Annotated in this window: 16 protein-coding genes; all 16 read left to right on the top strand. The window is 42.2% G+C overall.

Features of this window, described 5'->3' with window-relative positions; genetic code table 11:
* Positions 1-62: 62 nt before the first annotated feature.
* The 16 genes from Q0K35_RS00440 to Q0K35_RS00365 all read left to right on the top strand — a co-directional run bounded on the left by Q0K35_RS00440 (position 63) and on the right by Q0K35_RS00365 (position 18120).
* A complete protein-coding gene (locus Q0K35_RS00440) occupies positions 63-1244 on the top strand; it encodes a Xaa-Pro peptidase family protein (RefSeq protein ID WP_294560578.1) in 1182 nt (393 codons plus the stop codon).
* Between the two features lie 16 nt (positions 1245-1260).
* Positions 1261-2184 carry an ABC transporter permease gene (locus tag Q0K35_RS00435; protein ID WP_294560576.1) on the top strand — a complete coding sequence of 308 codons (924 nt, stop codon included), beginning with the start codon at positions 1261-1263 and terminating at the stop codon, positions 2182-2184.
* A gap of 9 nt (positions 2185-2193) precedes the next feature.
* Positions 2194-3117 carry an ABC transporter permease gene (locus Q0K35_RS00430; protein WP_294560574.1) on the top strand — a complete coding sequence of 308 codons (924 nt, stop codon included), beginning with the start codon at positions 2194-2196 and terminating at the stop codon, positions 3115-3117.
* A 9-nt stretch (positions 3118-3126) separates the two neighbouring features.
* Complete coding sequence (locus Q0K35_RS00425; RefSeq protein ID WP_294560572.1) at positions 3127-4128, top strand: ABC transporter ATP-binding protein; 1002 nt, start codon at positions 3127-3129, stop codon at positions 4126-4128.
* Positions 4125-5099, top strand: a complete 975-nt coding sequence (locus Q0K35_RS00420; RefSeq protein ID WP_294560570.1) for a dipeptide ABC transporter ATP-binding protein — start codon at positions 4125-4127, stop codon at positions 5097-5099. Before Q0K35_RS00425 ends, Q0K35_RS00420 begins: the two co-directional genes overlap by 4 nt.
* Before the next feature lie 15 nt (positions 5100-5114).
* Positions 5115-6758: a peptide ABC transporter substrate-binding protein gene (locus Q0K35_RS00415; protein ID WP_294560569.1), complete on the top strand. Its 1644-nt coding sequence runs from the start codon at positions 5115-5117 to the stop codon at positions 6756-6758.
* A 64-nt stretch (positions 6759-6822) separates the two neighbouring features.
* Entirely contained in the window at positions 6823-8013 is a 1191-nt protein-coding gene (locus Q0K35_RS00410) for a M24 family metallopeptidase (RefSeq protein WP_294560567.1), read from the top strand.
* A gap of 10 nt (positions 8014-8023) precedes the next feature.
* Positions 8024-9244: a M24 family metallopeptidase gene (locus tag Q0K35_RS00405; RefSeq protein ID WP_294560565.1), complete on the top strand. Its 1221-nt coding sequence runs from the start codon at positions 8024-8026 to the stop codon at positions 9242-9244.
* Between the two features lie 16 nt (positions 9245-9260).
* Complete coding sequence (locus Q0K35_RS00400; protein ID WP_294560564.1) at positions 9261-11210, top strand: S9 family peptidase; 1950 nt, start codon at positions 9261-9263, stop codon at positions 11208-11210.
* 12 nt (positions 11211-11222) lie between these two features.
* Positions 11223-12659: a beta-Ala-His dipeptidase gene (pepD, locus tag Q0K35_RS00395; RefSeq protein ID WP_294560562.1), complete on the top strand. Its 1437-nt coding sequence runs from the start codon at positions 11223-11225 to the stop codon at positions 12657-12659.
* A gap of 13 nt (positions 12660-12672) precedes the next feature.
* Positions 12673-13245 (top strand): guanylate kinase, encoded by a 573-nt coding sequence (gmk, locus tag Q0K35_RS00390; RefSeq protein ID WP_294560560.1) that lies wholly within the window; start codon positions 12673-12675, stop codon positions 13243-13245.
* On the top strand, positions 13242-14480 hold the full coding sequence (locus Q0K35_RS00385) for an aminopeptidase (RefSeq protein ID WP_294560558.1): 1239 nt from the start codon (positions 13242-13244) through the stop codon (positions 14478-14480). The genes gmk and Q0K35_RS00385 overlap by 4 nt, the downstream gene beginning before the upstream one ends.
* A 15-nt stretch (positions 14481-14495) precedes the next feature.
* Positions 14496-15860 (top strand): M24 family metallopeptidase, encoded by a 1365-nt coding sequence (locus Q0K35_RS00380; protein WP_294560556.1) that lies wholly within the window; start codon positions 14496-14498, stop codon positions 15858-15860.
* An 8-nt stretch (positions 15861-15868) separates the two neighbouring features.
* Positions 15869-17065 carry an MFS transporter gene (locus Q0K35_RS00375; protein ID WP_294560554.1) on the top strand — a complete coding sequence of 399 codons (1197 nt, stop codon included), beginning with the start codon at positions 15869-15871 and terminating at the stop codon, positions 17063-17065.
* Positions 17066-17246: 181 nt separating this feature from the next.
* Complete coding sequence (rpmE, locus tag Q0K35_RS00370; RefSeq protein ID WP_071441214.1) at positions 17247-17450, top strand: 50S ribosomal protein L31; 204 nt, start codon at positions 17247-17249, stop codon at positions 17448-17450.
* Between the two features lie 73 nt (positions 17451-17523).
* Positions 17524-18120, top strand: a complete 597-nt coding sequence (locus Q0K35_RS00365) for a thymidine kinase (RefSeq protein ID WP_294560551.1) — start codon at positions 17524-17526, stop codon at positions 18118-18120.
* Positions 18121-18153: the final 33 nt, after the last annotated feature.

The raw sequence follows: 18153 nt of genomic DNA, 5'->3' as shown, positions 1-18153 counted from the left end.
GTATTGAAAATTATGTGAAAATGGTTTAATATAAACCCATATTTCACAGGAGGTAGCATATTATGTTTTCAAAAGAAAAAGTAAAAATTGCTTTTGATGCATTGCGGGACGAGAAAATTGATATGTGGATCATTGCCGGACAAGAGTCTGCAACGAACACGGAACCGATCTTGGCGGTTATGAGCGATGCAGAGTTTATTGGCTGTACGGCTCTTATCTTCTGCAAGGATGGTACGAGCACGGCTGTATGCACACCGATCGACTATAATGGATATGTGCATCATGGCGTCTTTGATGAAGTGATTGCTTTTCCGATATCATTTACAGATACCTTGGCTGAAGTGATCGTCAAAAAGAAGCCTGAAGTGATCGCTTTGGATTATTCGCTTGAAAATCCAAGTGCCGATGGTTTAAGTCTTGGTATGTATCATCTTTTAGAAGAAGCCTTTGAAAAAGCAAATTATCAGGGCAAGGTCGTATCTGCTGAAAACATTATCGTTCGTGTCCGGGGAATCAAATCAGAAGAAGAGCTTTCTAAGATTCGCAAAGCTTGTCTGGAAGCGGAAAAGATATTCGATGATGCGAAGGATTTCATTAAACCGGGAATGAACTGTAAAGATGTCTATGCTTTCTTCCAAAATGAGGTAGAACGAAAGGGGTTTGGATGGTCATGGCCAAAATCATGCAATCCGGGAGTCTTTAGCGGTTATGGATGTCCGGGAGGTCATATGGGAGCACCGGATTTTGCGATCAGCAGAGGAGATGTCGTCAATATTGATTTTGGTATCGTTGTTGATGGCTATGGCTGTGATCTGCAGCGTATGTATTATGTTTTGAAAGAAGATGAAAGCGAAGCTCCCAAAGATATCGTAGAAGCCTTCAATACCGTAAGGGATGGAATCTTATTAGCCGCGAAAGCCTTAAAGCCGGGAGTTACGGGCCTTGAGGTCGATACGGTAGCCCGTGAGTATATCACAGGTAAAGGATATGAGGATTGGAACGCTGCTTTAGGGCATCAGATGGGACGGGTTGCCCATGATGGAGGCCCTCTTTTAGGACCTGAAAAGCCTCGTTACAATAAAGACGAACTGATTCGGACACCTTTGTTTGAAAATATGGCGTTTACGCTTGAACCGGCAATACCGACGCGTGCCGGACGTATCGGTCTGGAAGAAGATGTTGTCGTGAAAAAAGATGGAGCAGAATTTATTGTTCCTCCTCAGAAAGAATTGTATCTGATATAAAAAGGGGGAGAGGGGTATGCTGAAATATATTATAAAAAAATTACTGATTGGCTGTCTGACTTTATTTGTTCTGGCAACAATTACTTTCTTTGGAATGAAAGCGATGCCGGGAAATCCTTTTTCACAGGATAACCGGGCTTTATCACAGGAAGCATATGAGGCTCTTGAAGCAAAATATGGATTAGATAAACCGGTCACTGAACAATATGTCATTTATATGACAAATGCTTTACATGGTGATTTTGGAGAATCGATTTCTAAAAAAGGACAGCAGGTCGCAGATATCATCATAAGCCGTTTTCCGGTAACGGCAAAACTCGGACTGGTTGCTTTTGCGATAGCACTTGTCGTTGGTCTGGTATTTGGTATTATATCGGCTTTGACCAAGCGAAGGGTCACCAATAATGTCATAACGATGATCGCGACCATGGGCGTATCGATACCGGGCTTCTTGTTAGCGATCCTTATGATGATCCTCTTTGGAGTAAAGCTGGGTTGGCTGCCGGTCGTAGGTTTGGATTCATGGAAGCATTATATCATGCCGGCATTGGCCTTATCATTCAGCTCGATTTCGATGATCACACGATTGACGAGAAGCTCGCTTAAAGATGTGATGAATAAAGATTATATTACACTTGCCCGAAGCAAGGGTACCAAAGAAGTGATGGTCACGGTGAAACACGGATTAAAGAATGCTTTGCTGCCAGTCATTACTTATTGTGGTCCGATGTTTGCAGGATTGATCACAGGTTCATTGGTCATTGAAACTCTATTTTCAATTCCGGGAATCGGACGTGAATTTACAAGCAGCATTACCAATCGTGATTATACTCTGGTCATGGGGTTAACTTTATTCTTTGGTGCTATCGTTATCATAATGAATATTATTTCAGATGTTGTAGCGGCTATTATCGATCCGCGTATCAAACTTGGAAAGTAGGTGTAAAACATGGAAAATAGAGAAATCGTTTATACAGATGATCTGTTTGAAAAGCTTGATGACAGTGAAAAGAATTCCGAGTTTATTGCCGTTGAAAGCAAGACCTTTTTAAAAGATGCATGGGATCGGTTTAAAAAGAATAAAATAGCACTTGCAGGTTTGATATTTCTGGTTGTAATGGTAATTCTGGTCATCTTTGTTCCGCTGCTATCTCCTTATAGTTATGAGGAGCAGAACATGAGCTTAAGAAATGCAATGCCAAGTCTGGCCCATCCGTTTGGAACGGATCAATTGGGTCGTGATATCCTTGTAAGAGTGATGTATGGCGGAAGAATTTCATTAGCCATTGGTTTTGCGACAGCGCTGATCAATTTGGTGATCGGTATCGTCTATGGCGGTGTTTCCGGCTATGTAGGTGGCAAGGTAGATATGGTGATGATGGGTATCATTGATATCATCTATGCAGTTCCTACTTTGTTATATGTCGTTTTGATCTTAATGATCTTTGGTAATTCAATTCCAAGCATGATGCTGGCGATTTGTTTGACTTCATGGATACAGATGGCCAGACAGGTGCGAACACAGGTCATGTCGTTGAAGGAAATGGAGTTTTCATTAGCAGCTAAGGTCTTAGGTGCCAGCAATCTTCGTATCCTTATTAAACATTTGATTATCAATGCATTAGGTCCGATCATTGTTTGTCTGACGATGATGGTTCCATCAGCTATTTTCACTGAATCTTTTCTTAGCTTTGTAGGTATCGGACTGGATCTTTCGATTCCAAGCTGGGGAACGCTGGCCAATGATTGTCGTAATGTGATCTTTACATATCCGATTCAGATCGTCTGGATCGTTGTGATCATGTGTCTGACCATCCTGTCACTGAATTTTGTGGGTGATGGTCTTGGTGAAGCCTTGGAAAACAAAAGGTAGGTGAAGGATATGGCGCTTTTAGAAATTAAAAATCTGAGTACACAGTTTACAATGGAACAGGGAAGCGTACAGGCCGTCCGTGATGTTTCCTTCACACTTGAACAAGGAGAGGTTTTGGGAATCGTTGGTGAATCCGGTTCAGGAAAGAGCCAGACCATGTATTCGATCATCGGGCTTTTGGCAGAAAACGGAAAAGTTACTGATGGAAGCATCTTATTTGATGGTCAGGATATTTCTCCTTCTTCATTTAAAGGCAGGAAAGATTATGAAGAAGCGATGCGGAAGATCCGCGGCAATACGATGGGGATGATCTTTCAGGATCCGATGACCTTTTTAAATCCGGTATTGAAGATCGAAACCCAGCTGATCGAGCCTTTGATGAATCATACCAATATGAGCAAATCCCAGGCACATGAAAGGGCATTGGAGCTGATGCGCCTGGTTGGTATTCCATCACCTGAAAAACGTATTCAACAGTATCCCTTTGAATTTTCAGGAGGTATGCGGCAGCGTATCGTCATTGCGATGGCCTTGGCTTGTAATCCAAAGCTTATCATCGCTGATGAACCGACAACAGCACTGGACGTAACGATTCAGGCACAGGTCCTTGAGCTGATCGATCATTTACGTGAAGAAAGTGATTCTGCGATCATCATGATTACCCATGATCTGGGAGTGGTTGCGAAATTATGTGATCGTGTGGCGATCATGTATGGCGGTAAGATCGTTGAAATCGGAACCGATAAGGAAATCTTCTATGAACCGAAGCATCCATATACCCTGGGATTATTAAGCTGTATCGCAAATCCGGAAGTTGATGATGATGTTGAGCTTACGCCGATACCGGGATCACCGCCGGATCTGTTGAATCCGCCAAAGGGCTGTCCTTTTGTGGATCGATGTGAAAAAGCGATGAAGATATGTAAGCAATATATGCCTGAAACAACAGAGTTCAGTAAGACACATCAATGTGCCTGCTGGCTGAATCACAGCAAGGTGGTGAAAAAATGAGTGAAGTAATCTTAAGTGTCAAAAATTTAAAAACACACTTTGATGTGACAAAAGGGCTTTTTTCCAAGAAGCAGGTCGTAAAGGCCGTGGATGGAGTAACATTCGATGTCATGAAAAATGAAACATTCGGACTCGTAGGTGAATCCGGGTGCGGGAAAAGTACTTTGGGAAGAACGATCGTTAAATTATATGATCCCGTCAGCGGTAACATTGAATTTAATGGTAAAGATATTTCCAACATCAAAGGAAAAGAGCTTAAAAGTTTCAGAAAAGATATGCAGATGATCTTTCAGGATCCGTATGCTTCTTTAAATCCACGAATGACCGTAGGTGAAATCATAAAAGAACCGATGATCATCCATAAGATTTATGATACGGATAAGGAAAGAGAAGAAAGAGTCGTTGAGCTTTTGAAGATCGTAGGGCTGAAGCCGGATCATATCCGCCGTTATCCGGCAGAGTTTTCCGGAGGCCAGCGTCAGCGAATCGGAATTGCCAGAGCCTTGGCAGTCAATCCGAAATTTATTGTCTGTGATGAACCGATCTCCGCATTGGATGTATCGATCCAGGCACAAGTGATCAACTTATTGAAAAACATTCAAAAAGAAATGGGATTATCCTATTTGTTTATAGCCCATGACCTGAGCATGGTCAAACATATATCCGATAAAATCGGAGTAATGTATTTAGGACATATGATGGAATGCGGGCCGAGCAATGATGTCTATCACCGGCCGCTGCATCCATATACTGTCGCTTTATTATCGGCGATTCCGATTCCGGATCCAGATATAGCCAAAACCAAGAATCGTATTGTTTTGGAGGGAGAGATCCCAAGTCCTATCAATCCGCCTAAAGGCTGCCCATTCTGTACAAGATGCTCAAAAGCGAGCGAACGTTGTTACAGTGAAACACCACAGCCGATCCAGGTGGGCAATCGCCTTGTATCATGTTTTTTATACGAAAAATAAAAGGAGGGAGTAGAAATGAAAAACATCGTAAAACGCTTATCTTGCTTATCTCTTGCCGCGATGATGACGCTGACGCTGGCAGCGTGCGGTGGAGATGGAGGTGAAACATCCGGTACTTTATCCGATACGTTCACCTATGCGATTTCTGGTGAGCCTACACAGCTTGACCCCGCAGTTGGAAGTGACAGTGTGACTTCTTATATTCTGAATCAGATATATTATCCACTATTTATCATTGGTGAAGATGGCAGCTTACAAAATGAAGCTTGTGAAGATTATGAGGTAAGTGATGATGGTTTGACTTATACGTTCCATTTAACTGAAAATAACTATTGGAGCGATGGTGAGCAGGTAACAGCTGCTGATTATGTATATGGAATGAAGCGTGCTATCGGCATGGGGGCTGCTGATTCTTACTATTCATATTTCCTGGCTGATTATGTATTGAATGCGAAAGCACATAATGACAATATGAGTGATGTTGCCGATATGGATGATGTAGGAATTGTTGCAACAGATGATTTTACGATTCAGATTACTCTTTCATCACCATGTCCATATTTTGTGAATCTGATGCCGGCAGGTGTCTTCTACCCGCTTCGTGAAGAATTTTCACCGGAACATGATTCTTCATGGGCCGATGATCCAACAGTGCCGACCAATGGTGCTTATCAGACGACGAAGATCGATTCTGCTGATGAATATGTCATGGTTAAAAATGAACACTTTGCACATGCGGATGATGTCGTAACTGAAACGCTGGTTGCAAAGGTCATGTCCGATCCGGATGCCCAGCTGGTAGCTTTCCAGACAGGTGAGATTGATTTCGCAACGGGCGTAAATAATCAGGTAACGAAAGTTTACGAAGGACAGCCTGAATTATTGCTTTCTGATTCAGTGATTAATTATTACATCATGTTGAACGCTTATAGTGAAGATACACCGGCTTTACAGGATGTTCGTGTTCGTAGAGCAATCCAGTTAGGTATTGACCGTACTGAACTTGTTACGGCATTGGATGCAGAAGATGTTTACTATGAATTATATGGTTATGTTCCAAAGGGCTTTGAAGGTGTCAATGGTGATTTCCGTGAAGAAGCCGATGCTGAAAATAAGTTAGTTTATACGGATAAAGATGAGGCAAGAAGTCTGATGGAAGCAGCCGGATATAATGAAAATAATCGTCTGCAGCTGACATATTACACAAATCAGGCTGCTGATCATAGCACGATTGCACAAGTTATCCAGGTTCAGTTAGCAGACATCTATATTGATGTAACCTTGAAGACAGGTGAAATTCGTACCTTCTTTGATGATCGTGAAAATGGTTTATTCGATATGGCCCGTGGTGCCATGAGTGCTGATTACATGGATGTATCTACTTTCTTGGATATGGCAGCCAGCTGGACACAGTATGGTCATGTGACTTGGGGCGATGAGGCATATGATACCATGATCAACGAATCTCGTGCCATAGAAGATAATACTGAGCGTCTTGAATTGCTTCATGATGCAGAAACATACCTGGTTGAAGAAATGGCCTATACCGTTCCATTGTTTGGTTATAAGCAGATCTGCTTAGGAAAGCAGGGAGTCAGCGGTTATATCAGCTCACCTCAGGGTAATCATGTATTCTGGTATATACAGGTACCTGAATAAAAAAATATTAAGCGAGAGTTTCTGAAAGGAAGCTCTTCGCTTGATTTATAAAGGAGGTTAATCAATGTACTTAGATAAGGAAAAATTACCTATCATATATGAAGCTCTTCGTGAGAATCAAGTTGATGCATGGCTGATTACCGGAAGAGAGAGCATCATGAAAAGCGAACCGGTTCTTCCAGTTTTAGGTGATATGGATTTTATTATTGCAACGACCCTTATTTTCACTGCCGAAGGAAAATGTATTGCGATCGTTTCGCCTTTAGATGTTGAAGGATATAAATTGATCGAAGGCATTGATGAGGTGGTTGAGTATCAGACAACGATGGAAGAGTCGATTTATGAGGTTCTTTCAAAATTAAAACCAAAACGCTTGGCGCTGGATTACAGCAGCTCAGATGCCGCAGCCGATGGCTTGACGGTGGGCATGTATAAGATGCTTGAGCGTGTATTCAGACGTTTGGATTTTAAAATGGAAACGGTCAGTGCTTTTCCGATCGTATCGGATGTCCGTGGCAGGAAAACGAGCACGCAGATTGAAAAGATCCGTCATTGTGCCGTTAAGGCTGATGAATATTTAAGAAGAGTACCTGAAATGTGTAAAAAGGGAACGACATCACTGGATATCTTTAATTTTCTCCATGAAGTGGCATATGAGGATGGTTATGGCATGTCATGGGCGGATTCACAGTGTCCGGGTGTCAGCGTAGATCCAAATGTTCCAAGCGGACATATGGGCATCGTTTCAACACCTATCGTAGAAGGTTATCTCATCAATATCGATTATGGTGTAAGCAAGGATGGTTACTGTTCTGATTTACAGAGAATGTATTATGTATTGAAGGAAGATGAAGAGGATGCTCCTGAAGAGGTGAAGAAGGCTTTTTACCTCGTACGCGATGCGATCAAGGAAGCCAAAGAATTCATGCGTGAAGGGGTTACCGGTTTCCAGGTCGATCAGATTGCCCGTCATAAGATCGTAGATGAAGGCTATGATTCATGGAATGCAGCCTTGGGTCATCAGGTCGGTCACCAGACACATGATGGAGGAACGATCCTGGCAAACCGGCGGCCACGTTATAATCGTCCTGAACTGATCGATACGCCATTACGTGTTGGCAATGTCTTTACGATCGAACCGGGCATTGAAACGCCATGGGGACGTGTTGGTATCGAAGAGGATGTCGTTATTACCGAGCATGGCACAGAATGGCTTGCCGAACCGCAGCAGGAATTGATTTTAATTAGAATCTGAAAGGATGCCTATGTTATCTTTAGCGAAACAGAATGAATTAAAAGATGAAATCTTAAAAGAACGTTTAGACGATATCTTACCGCCACTCATGCTTGAATGTGGTATTGATGCCTGGATCATTGCCAGCCGTGAATATAATGAGGATCCGCTGTTTCATGCCCTGACGCCTTCAAGGTTTGTGACAGCCCGGCGGACGACCATTCTGGTATTGGCGATGAAAGATGGAAAAGCTGAACGATATTGTGTGAATATGCATGATGATGAATTGGAAAGATATTATGTCCAAGATTATGATGCGCAAAAAGAAACACAGATGGAAGCCCTGACAAGGGTTTTGCAACGTCTTGATGCGCAAAAGATCGCCATCGATGTATCCGACCACTTTGCCTATACAGATGGTTTATCTGTTGGTTTATATCGTCAGCTCATGAACGAATTACCGAAGGAATTGACCGATCGTTTTGTAAGCAGTGATGATATCGGCATTCGCTTCCTGGAAACACGTTCACCAAAAGAGCTTGAAATTTACCCGGAGGTCATGAAGATCGCAGTTGAGATCATCGAGGACACTTTTTCTAAAGAGAGGATCGTGCCGGGCAAGACGACTTGTCGTGATCTGATGGATTATATGGAACAGCGTGTCAATGATCTCGGTATTGTGACATGGTTTGAATCGACAATCGATTTACAGCGAGCAGATGGCATGCATGGTGAAGGCTGTGTGATTGAAAGAGGCGATCTGCTTCATTGTGATTTTGGTATTCGTTATTTAAATCTGTGTACCGATACCCAACGTCTATGTTATGTATCAAAGGAAGGCGAAACTCAAATACCGGCTGAGCTGGTAAGGGCAGTTGAGCGGAATCATCGTTTTCAGGATATCGTACGATCCAATATGAAAATTGGTGCCAGCGGCAATGAAGTATTCGTCAACAGTATAGAAATGGCGAAAAAAGAGGGATTGAGGCCTGTTTTATATACCCATCCTCTGGGTTTCCACGGACACGCAGCCGGACCGACGATCGGTTTGTTTTCAAATCAGCATCCGATCCCTGTCAAGGGTGATCTGAAGCTGCATGATCATACCGCTTATGCATTAGAATTAAGCATTATTGAATATTTAGACTGTTATCAGCGTGACACTTATATCTTTACCGAGGAAAGCGTTGTTTTAGAAGGAAATGAAGTATCATTTTTAGCTTCAGGGCGCAACAGCATCTACATGATTTAAATAAAGGAGATCAGTTATGAAATCTATCCAACTGGATTTATTTACCCGATATCGTTTCTTATCGGATCTGACGCTTTCTTTGGATGAAAGCAGGCTTGCTTATGTAGAAAGTCGTACAGATTTGGAAAATAATGATTATCAGCAAAGAATGCATGTCATGGATACAAAGAGCCGTCAGGAAGTATTTGCAGGGGAATGGATGAAGCGTTGTGTCATCTATCCCTTAGATGATGATTCGCTGCTCATGGTCCGAAATGATGAGAAAAATCCATTGATCCATACCCGTTTTGTGCGTATCTCTCTGTCAGATGGCAAAGAATGTGATTCTTTCTCTCTGCCATGCATCGTGAATAAGATCGAAGTCTTCAATGAAGATTATTATCTGGTCAATGCTGTGATCCAACGCTCTTTGCCTCATTATCATCATCTTAGTGAGGAAGAACAAAAACAAGCATTAGAGAATAAGAAAAAAGATGATGACTATATCATCCTTGATGAATATCCCTTCTTTTTCAATGGTGAGGGAATCATAAATGGTAATCGTTCGACACTTTTGTTAGTGAACCGGAAAACACATGAGGTCAAGGATCTTGTAAAAGAAACGATTGATGTAGAAAGCTATGATATCTGTGGTGATGAACTTGTTTATTGTGGAGTTGATTATACATCATTTAAGGGGAAATGGAGCCATGTCTGGAAAATGAATGTGGTCAGCGGTGATACATCTGTCTTGTTTGATGATGTCATGCAGATCAGCAGGGTCTTTTTTCAGGATCAGAAGGTTATCGTCTTAGGAACTTTTGCAAAGGAATACGGAGCGATGGAAGCGGCAAAATTTTATGAGCTGAGAGATAAGACGATGTATCTTGTGGCAGATAATGAATACAGCATGTATAACAGCGTTGGCAGTGACTGTCGCTTTGGACGCGTCAAAAACTTTTTAAAGAAGAATGATCAGGCTTATTTTATTACGACAGATGGTTCACGCAGCATTGTTGTCCGGTTAACGGATCACGGACTTGAAAAGGTCGTGGATTTTGAAGGTTCCTGTGATGATTTTGTCGTAAAAGATGATGAGATCTATCTGATTGCGATGAAAGATCAGAAATTACAGGAGGTCTATGTCCAAAAGGATGACAAACTGGAACAATTGACCTGTCTGAACGAAGAGGTATTGAAGGATGTTTATGTTGCCCATCCTGAAAAAGTGATACTTGATAAAGAAACGCCGATCGTAGGCTGGGTATTAAAACCGAAGGATTATGATCCTCACCAATCCTATCCTGCAATCATGGATATCCATGGCGGACCTAAGACAGCCTATGGTGAGGTCTACTATCATGAGATGCAGGCCTGGGCAAATTTAGGATATTTTGTCTTTTTCTGTAATCCGCGGGGATCGGATGGACGAGGAAATGCCTTTGCGGATCTGCGCCGGAACTTTGGCAAGATCGATTATGAAGATCTGATGGATTTCTGTGATCTGGTGCTCAAGCTTTATCCTGCAATAGATAAAGAACGTTTAGGGGTTACCGGAGGCAGCTATGGGGGTTATATGACCAATTGGATCGTGGGTCATACCGATCGCTTTAAAGCGGCCGCTTCACAGCGTTCGATCTCAAACTGGATCAGTGAGGTTTGTGCCAGTGATTATGGCATTGATTTCCCGATCGAACAGGAGTTTGATGACCTTTATGACTGTCAGCAGGAATTATGGGATATGTCACCTTTAAAGTATGTGAATCATGTCAAGACACCTACATTGTTTATTCATTCAATCGAAGATTATCGCTGTCCGGTATGGGAAGCACTTCAGATGTACACTGCCTTGAAATGCCGTAAAGTTGAAACAAAGCTTGTGGCATTTAAGGGGGAAAATCATGAATTGTCCAGAAGCGGAAAGCCATTGCATCGTCTGCGCCGATTGAATGAGATTACACAATGGATGGAAAAATATCTGAAATAGGAGGGAAGTACAATGGAATTTGAAATTACAAATCGTCCGCGTTTCTTTTTCGCAGAATGTGCCAGAATACCGCATGGCAGTAAAAACGAAAAGGAACTCAGCGATTATATCGTGGCTTTTGCGAAAGAACACGGATTGAAGTATAAACAGGATGATATGTATAACGTCATCGTTTATAAGGATGGGTCAAAGGGATATGAAAATGACGGCAGCCTGATCCTGCAGGCACATATCGATATGGTGTGTGAAAAGAATAAAGACTGTGATCATGACTTTGAAAAAGATCCTTTAAAATTATATGTAGAAGATGGCATCTTGCGGGCAAAGGGAACGACCTTAGGCGCTGATGACTGTACGGGAGTGGCCTATATGCTGGCCATCTTGGAAGATGACAGCCTGGCCCATCCGCCACTTGAATGTATTTTTACGGTTCAGGAAGAAATTGGTCTTTTAGGAGCCATGAATCTCAAAGCTGAGGATATCCATTCACATCGCATGATCTCTCTTGATGGCGGGGGCGAAACGACGACCATGCTCTCATCGGCAGGAGGCTGTCAGTGTAACCTTACCAAAAAGCTTACCATGGAAGAGAATAGCGCTCCGACTTATGCGCTTCATATCACTGGTCTGAGCGGTGGCCACTCGGGTGGTGAGATCCATAAAGAAAAAGGAAATGCCAATCAGCTGGCGATCCGCGTCGTAAAGGAAGCGGTCTTAAAAGGCGCTCAGATTCAGCTTGTTTCATATGATGGCGGTTTGAAGGACAATGCCATTCCCCGAGAAGCAGATGTCGTTTTCGCATCAGTTACACCAAAAGAAGAACTTCAGGCATATTTTGAAGCTTCAGCGAAGGATATTTCCACAGAACTTGAATTTAGTGATGCCGGCTTTACATTAAAATTTGAGGAAACAGCCATGGCTCCTTATAAAGCAATTCAAAAGGACAGTGATGATCTGATGGATTATGCTTATCTGATGCCGAATGGTTTCCAGCACCGCTCGATGGCCATTGAAGGCTTGACCCTGACTTCTTTGAACTTAGGTGTCGTTACGACAAAAAATGATCAGGTAGAATTGATCATATCTGTCCGCAGTGCGATTGAAAGCGGTATTGATAATCTGGTCAATATTTTATCGGTATTGGCAAAGCGCCTGGGCTTTGATATGGAAACGTCTGCACGTTATCCGGGATGGAATTATAATGAAATTTCACCAATGCGCGATATCTATAAAGCTGCTGTCAAAAAGCTTTATGATAAAGACCTTGAAATGGTCGCCGGACATGGCGGCTGTGAGTGTGGTGTATTCTGCAGCCTGGTTCCGGATATGGATATCATTTCTTTAGGACCTGTTTCAGCCCACGTGCACACGCCTGACGAAGAGTTGGATCTGGAAAGCTTTGATCGCACATATAAGCTTTTATGTACGGTCGTTAGTGCGGCAAAATAAAAGGGGGATATTTATGGCAAAAGGACTTGTAGTAATTTTAAGCGGCGCAAGCTCAGTAGGAAAAGGAGATATTCGAGATATCCTGCTTCAGGATAAAGATTTAAAGCTGTTTTATTCTATTTCAGAAACTACCCGCCCGCAACGTCCGGATGAAGTAGATGGCAAGGATTATTATTTCGTTACGCATAAAGAGTTTGCGGAATCAGTACGTAATAAAGAGCTTTTGGAATATACCGAATTTAATGGTTATTATTATGGAACACCGAAGCAGCAGGTCGAATTTCTTCAAAGCAAGGGAAAGAATGTCCTGATTGAGGTTGAAGCACAAGGTGTAGGTCCGATCAAGCTGAATATGCCGGAAAGCATCGCTTTCTTTGTGATGCCGCAAAATTTTGAACAGCTTGAAAAACAGATCAATGAATTATATAAGGATGACCAGGCAAGTGCCCAGCGAAGGATCAATAAGGCGAAGATGGATATGGAATTGGCACCGCTGTTTAATAATGTGGTATCAAATGAGGATGCGCAAAAAGCAGCGGCTCAGATCAAAAAGGTTCTTATGAAAGAATTGGAGAAACGCAAATGAATCCAATACGATTGAAGAAATATGCCCGTGTATTGTTAGAGATCGGGGTGAATTTTCAAAAGGGTCAGATCCTTTTGCTTCAGACCTGTACGGATGCCTTGGATCTGGCACGTTGTTTGACAGAGGAAGCTTTTATGATGGGGGCAAAGGATGTTATCGTACATTTAGAGGATGCACAGATAGAACATTTAAGAGCCTTGCATTGTGATACAGATACTTTAAAAGAACTTCCCGAATGGAAGAAGGAATCGCTGGATTACTATCTTCGTCAGGACTGTGTACAAATGTCATTGATGGGAAGCTATCCGACATTAAATGAAGATGTTCCAAGCGATCATTTATTAGCGAAAGGTTTCAGCAGCAATGAATTGCGAAATGTCGTTCGGAAATATATCCATGCGGGTACCTTGAAATGGACAGGCACCGTATATCCGAATGTGAATTGGGCCAAAAAGGTCTATCCTGAATTAAGTGACCATGAGGCCCTGATCCAATTGGAAGAGGCCTTGTGCAAGATGATGCGTATTGATGATGAAAGTGATCCTGTTGAAAATTGGCATAAACATTGTGAAAGCTTAGGAAAGATCTCAGCGAAGCTGAATGATTATAATTTTAGATCATTGCATATCACAAGTGAATTGGGTACGGATATCATGATGGATCTTGTAAAAGATCATATCTGGACCAGTGCTGCGGATATGGGGTCAAGCAAGGTCAAGGAGCCTTATGTAGCCAATATGCCGACAGAGGAGATCTTTACGGATCCGGATTATCGCAGCGTGAATGGTGTGGCATATGCTTCTTTTCCACTTATGATGTCACAAAAATTAGTGACTGATTTTTCGATTACCTTTAAAGATGGAAAGGCTGTTGACTGTCATGCCAGCGCTAATGAAGAATTGCTTCGAGATGCTCTTTTTAAAAATGAAACGACCCGTCGTTTAGGGGAAGTTGCGTTAGTATCGAAAAATTCTCCGATCAAGCGGATGAATCGTATTTTCTATAATGGGCTGATCGATGAAAATGCTGCTTGTCATCTGGCTTTTGGACAAAGCTTTTCAAGCAATATAAAAAACGGTGCCTCGATGAGCGATCAAGAGCTTTTGGCACATGGGGTCAATGTGGCAACCAGTCATAATGATTTTATGATTGGAACACCCGAAACGAAGGTTGTTGGCATTACTTTTGATGGTCAGGAAGTGGTCATCATGGAACACGGTGATTTTGTTATTTGAAGGGAGGGAATATAAGTGGTGATATCAAAAGAAGATTTTTTAGTACAAAAGGTAAGCGTCGATGAATTTAAGAAAAAGATCCTGCCTTATCGTGAACAGGAAGCACTTTTAGATAAATGGCTCGTGCATCGTTTAGATACGATCCTGCCTGTTGTGATGAAACGCAGCGGAATCGATTGCTGGGTAGTTGCCTGCAACGAATATAATGAGGACCCGGTTTTGAAAACCCTGGTTCCTTGTGCGATGATGACGGCAAGACGTCTGACGATTTTATTGTTTCATTTACAAAAAGACGGTGTGGTAAAGCGTTATGCATTGACACGGCCGAATGTCGGTTTAGATGATGTATATGAATCGGTATGGACCAATCCGAAGGGATCGGATTGGCAGGATAAGGATGCTCTGATGCCTTTTGGAAAGAAAGGCAAGGGGGAAGAGAGTCCGTGTGAAACACAGATGGAATGTCTTCATCGGATGATTGCTTCATGCAATCCAAATAAAATCGGTTTAAATTTCTCAAATACCTTTGCTTTTGCGGATGGACTTTCCCATAGCCTGTATGAAACGATCATGGCAGCTTTAGATGAGGATCAAAAGAAAAAGGTCGTCAGTGCTGAGAATGTCTGTGTAGGCTGGCTTGAAACGCGCAGCGAAGAGGAAATGCAGGCCTATACCGGCATCATGCAAATAGCACATGCTTTGATTGCAGAGGCATTTTCCAGCAAGGTCATCCTGCCGGGTGTCACGACCAATGCCGATGTAAAGTATTTCATGCTTGAAAAATGTAAAGAATTAGGTCTTGAACCATGGTTTGATTTTGAAGTATCCGTACGCCGTGCTGAGGTCAATGAAGTGTTTGGGGAAACAGTGATCCAGCCGGGTGATCTCTTGCACTGTGATGTAGGTTTCCGCTATCTGAATTTATGTACCGATACCCAGGAAAATGCCTATGTGCTGAAATTGGATGAAACGGATGCGCCTGAGGAATTGAAACAGGTCATGAAGACGGTCAATCGCCTTCAGGATATTACGATCTCTCATTTTAAAGCCGGAAGAAGTGGTAATGAGGTATTGGCAAAGGCATTGAAACAGGCAAAAGAAGAAGGAATCGTGCCTTGTATCTATACGCATCCGATCGGTTTCCACGGTCATGCAGCCGGTCCGACGATCGGTCTGTGGGATATGCAGAATGGCGTACCGGGTTCCGGTGATTATCTGCTGTATGACAATACCGCATATTCATTAGAGCTGAATTGTAAGTGTGAGGTCAAAAGCTGGAATGTTACCTTGACCTTTGGAGCTGAAACAGATGTCTTATTTACCGGTGGAAAGGTCTATTATCTTGCCGGAAGACAGGAAAACTTTCATTTGATCAAATAAGGTGAAGTATGAAAAAGATTTCGATTCGCCGCTTATTTATCATGATCGTCCTATATTCATTAGTTGCGAATTTTGCTCATCCGATAACACCGACCTTTATCCAAAATCTGCATCTTAATGATTATATGTTTGGTGTGGCTTTTGCCTGTATGGCTCTGACTAACTTTCTTTTCTCACCCTTTTGGGGCAAATTTTCAAAAAGTGTAGGAACCGCTCGTATCACCGGCTACTGTTTCTTTGGATATTCTTTTGCGCAGGCCCTTTTCAGTATGTCGACGAGCGAATGGCAGATCATCGCGGCACGTCTTATCGGAGGCTTTTTCATCGGCGGTATTTCTGTTTGTAACATCCTTTATGTCATTGAAAATTCATCAGATGAAAAGAAAGGACAGGATCTGGCAACCAGTGTTACGCTCAATGCGATATTCTCAGCTTTCGGATATATGATCGGAGGCTTTTTAGGGGATATCTCACTTCCGTTGACATTTATATGCCAGGTGGCAGGTTTGGCATTGATCGGGGTACTCTATTTATTGTTTTTAGGTGATGCACCGACCAGTGAACGCTTTTCGTGGAAAAGTCTGCTTCACCAATCCAATCCTTTTCAGGCCATTCTTGACTCACGCCATATCATGACGATGGCTATCTTTGTCTTTTTGGTAGTCTGTGCAGCGACTTCCTTTGCCAGCACATGTTATGAACAATGCTTCAATTATTTCATAAAAGATCAGTATGGCTTTCCGCCATCATATAATGGATTATTAAAGGCAGCGGTTGGCTTTATTACCTTGCTTGCCAATTCTACGATCTGTGTGCTGCTGATGAAGAAAACAAATATCCTAAAATCGATCATTCCTGTTTTAGGTATATGCTTTTTGATGATGATAAGCATCATCATCCTTGATAATGTCGTTCCGTTTATTATCATGAATGTAGTCTTCTTTGGCTTTAATGCTGTTTATCAGCCGTTGCTTCAGGCCATGATCTCATTGTTTGCGAAGCCGGATGAGAATGGTCTGATGGTAGGTGTCTATAATTCGATGCGTTCTTTAGGTATGGTGGGCGGTTCACTGTTTGCAGGATTTATTTATGAAATCGGTCCTAAGCTCTCTTTTGTTTCCAGTGCGATAGCTTTTCTGATTTCGGTAATATTTGCTGTTATATCCTATCTGTTGATGAATAAGAAAGTACAGCGTACTTTATAAGACCTCTTTTGTTTGTGAATCGCCCACACCGTAAGAATGATTTTAAATAAATAAAGGAAACGATGGCTCTTATTGATGAAAATATCACAAAAAATACTTGATTTAGCTTTCTTTTGATGGTATCATGTATTAGCACTTACTTTGGGTCGATCAGACACTCAAGGCGGAAGGAGAATGAAAGATGAAAAAAGGAATTCACCCTACTTACAATCGCATTACTGTGAAATGTAGTTCATGCGGCGCTGAATTTGAAACAGGTTCAACAGCTAAGTCATTGAGAGTTGATACTTGTTCAAACTGTCACCCATTCTATACCGGAAGACAGAGATTTGCAGCTGCTGCAGGTAGAATTGAGAAATTCAATAAGAAATACGGACTTAAATAAGAAAAAGAGGACATTAAGTCCTTTTTTCTTTCACAAGATTTGTGTATAATGTATGGGTATTCGAGGTGAAATTATGTATCAACAATATAAAGAGGGCTGGATCGAAGTTATTACCGGCTGTATGTTTGCGGGCAAGACCGAAGAGCTGATCCGAAGGATCAATGTCTTACAGTTTGCGAAAAAGAAGATCGTCGTATTTAAACCGAGCATTGATAATCGTTATAGCGTGGATAAGGTGGTTTCGCATGCCGGTACGAGCGTTGAAAGCTATGCAATCAAAGATTCTGCTGAAATCTTGAAGCTTTGTAAGGATGCGGAGGTCATTGCGATCGATGAGGTACAGTTTTTTGATGAGGATATCGTCGATATCTGCAACTATCTTGCCGATCAGGGAAAACGTGTCATGTGTGCCGGCTTGGATATGGATTTTCGTGGTGAACCATTCAGCATCATGCCAAGACTGGTCACTCAGGCCGAGTTTGTAACGAAGCTGACAGCCGTATGTACAAAATGTGGGGCACCTGCTACCCGTACCCAGCGCATCATCAATGGAAAACCGGCAAATTATAAGGATCCGATCATTCTTGTAGGTGCCAGTGAATCATATGAAGCCCGTTGTCGTCATTGTCACTGTGTTCCGGGAAAAAAGACGATCGGTGGGAAATCTTAAAATGAGCCATCTATAATTTTATTTATTAGAAGG

This window comes from uncultured Traorella sp. (assembly GCF_944327115.1).
Lineage (GTDB): Bacteria > Bacillota_I > Bacilli_A > Erysipelotrichales > Erysipelotrichaceae > Traorella.
The sequence above is the reverse complement of the archived record's forward strand: the minus strand, read 5'-3'. Positions and strand labels throughout refer to the sequence as shown.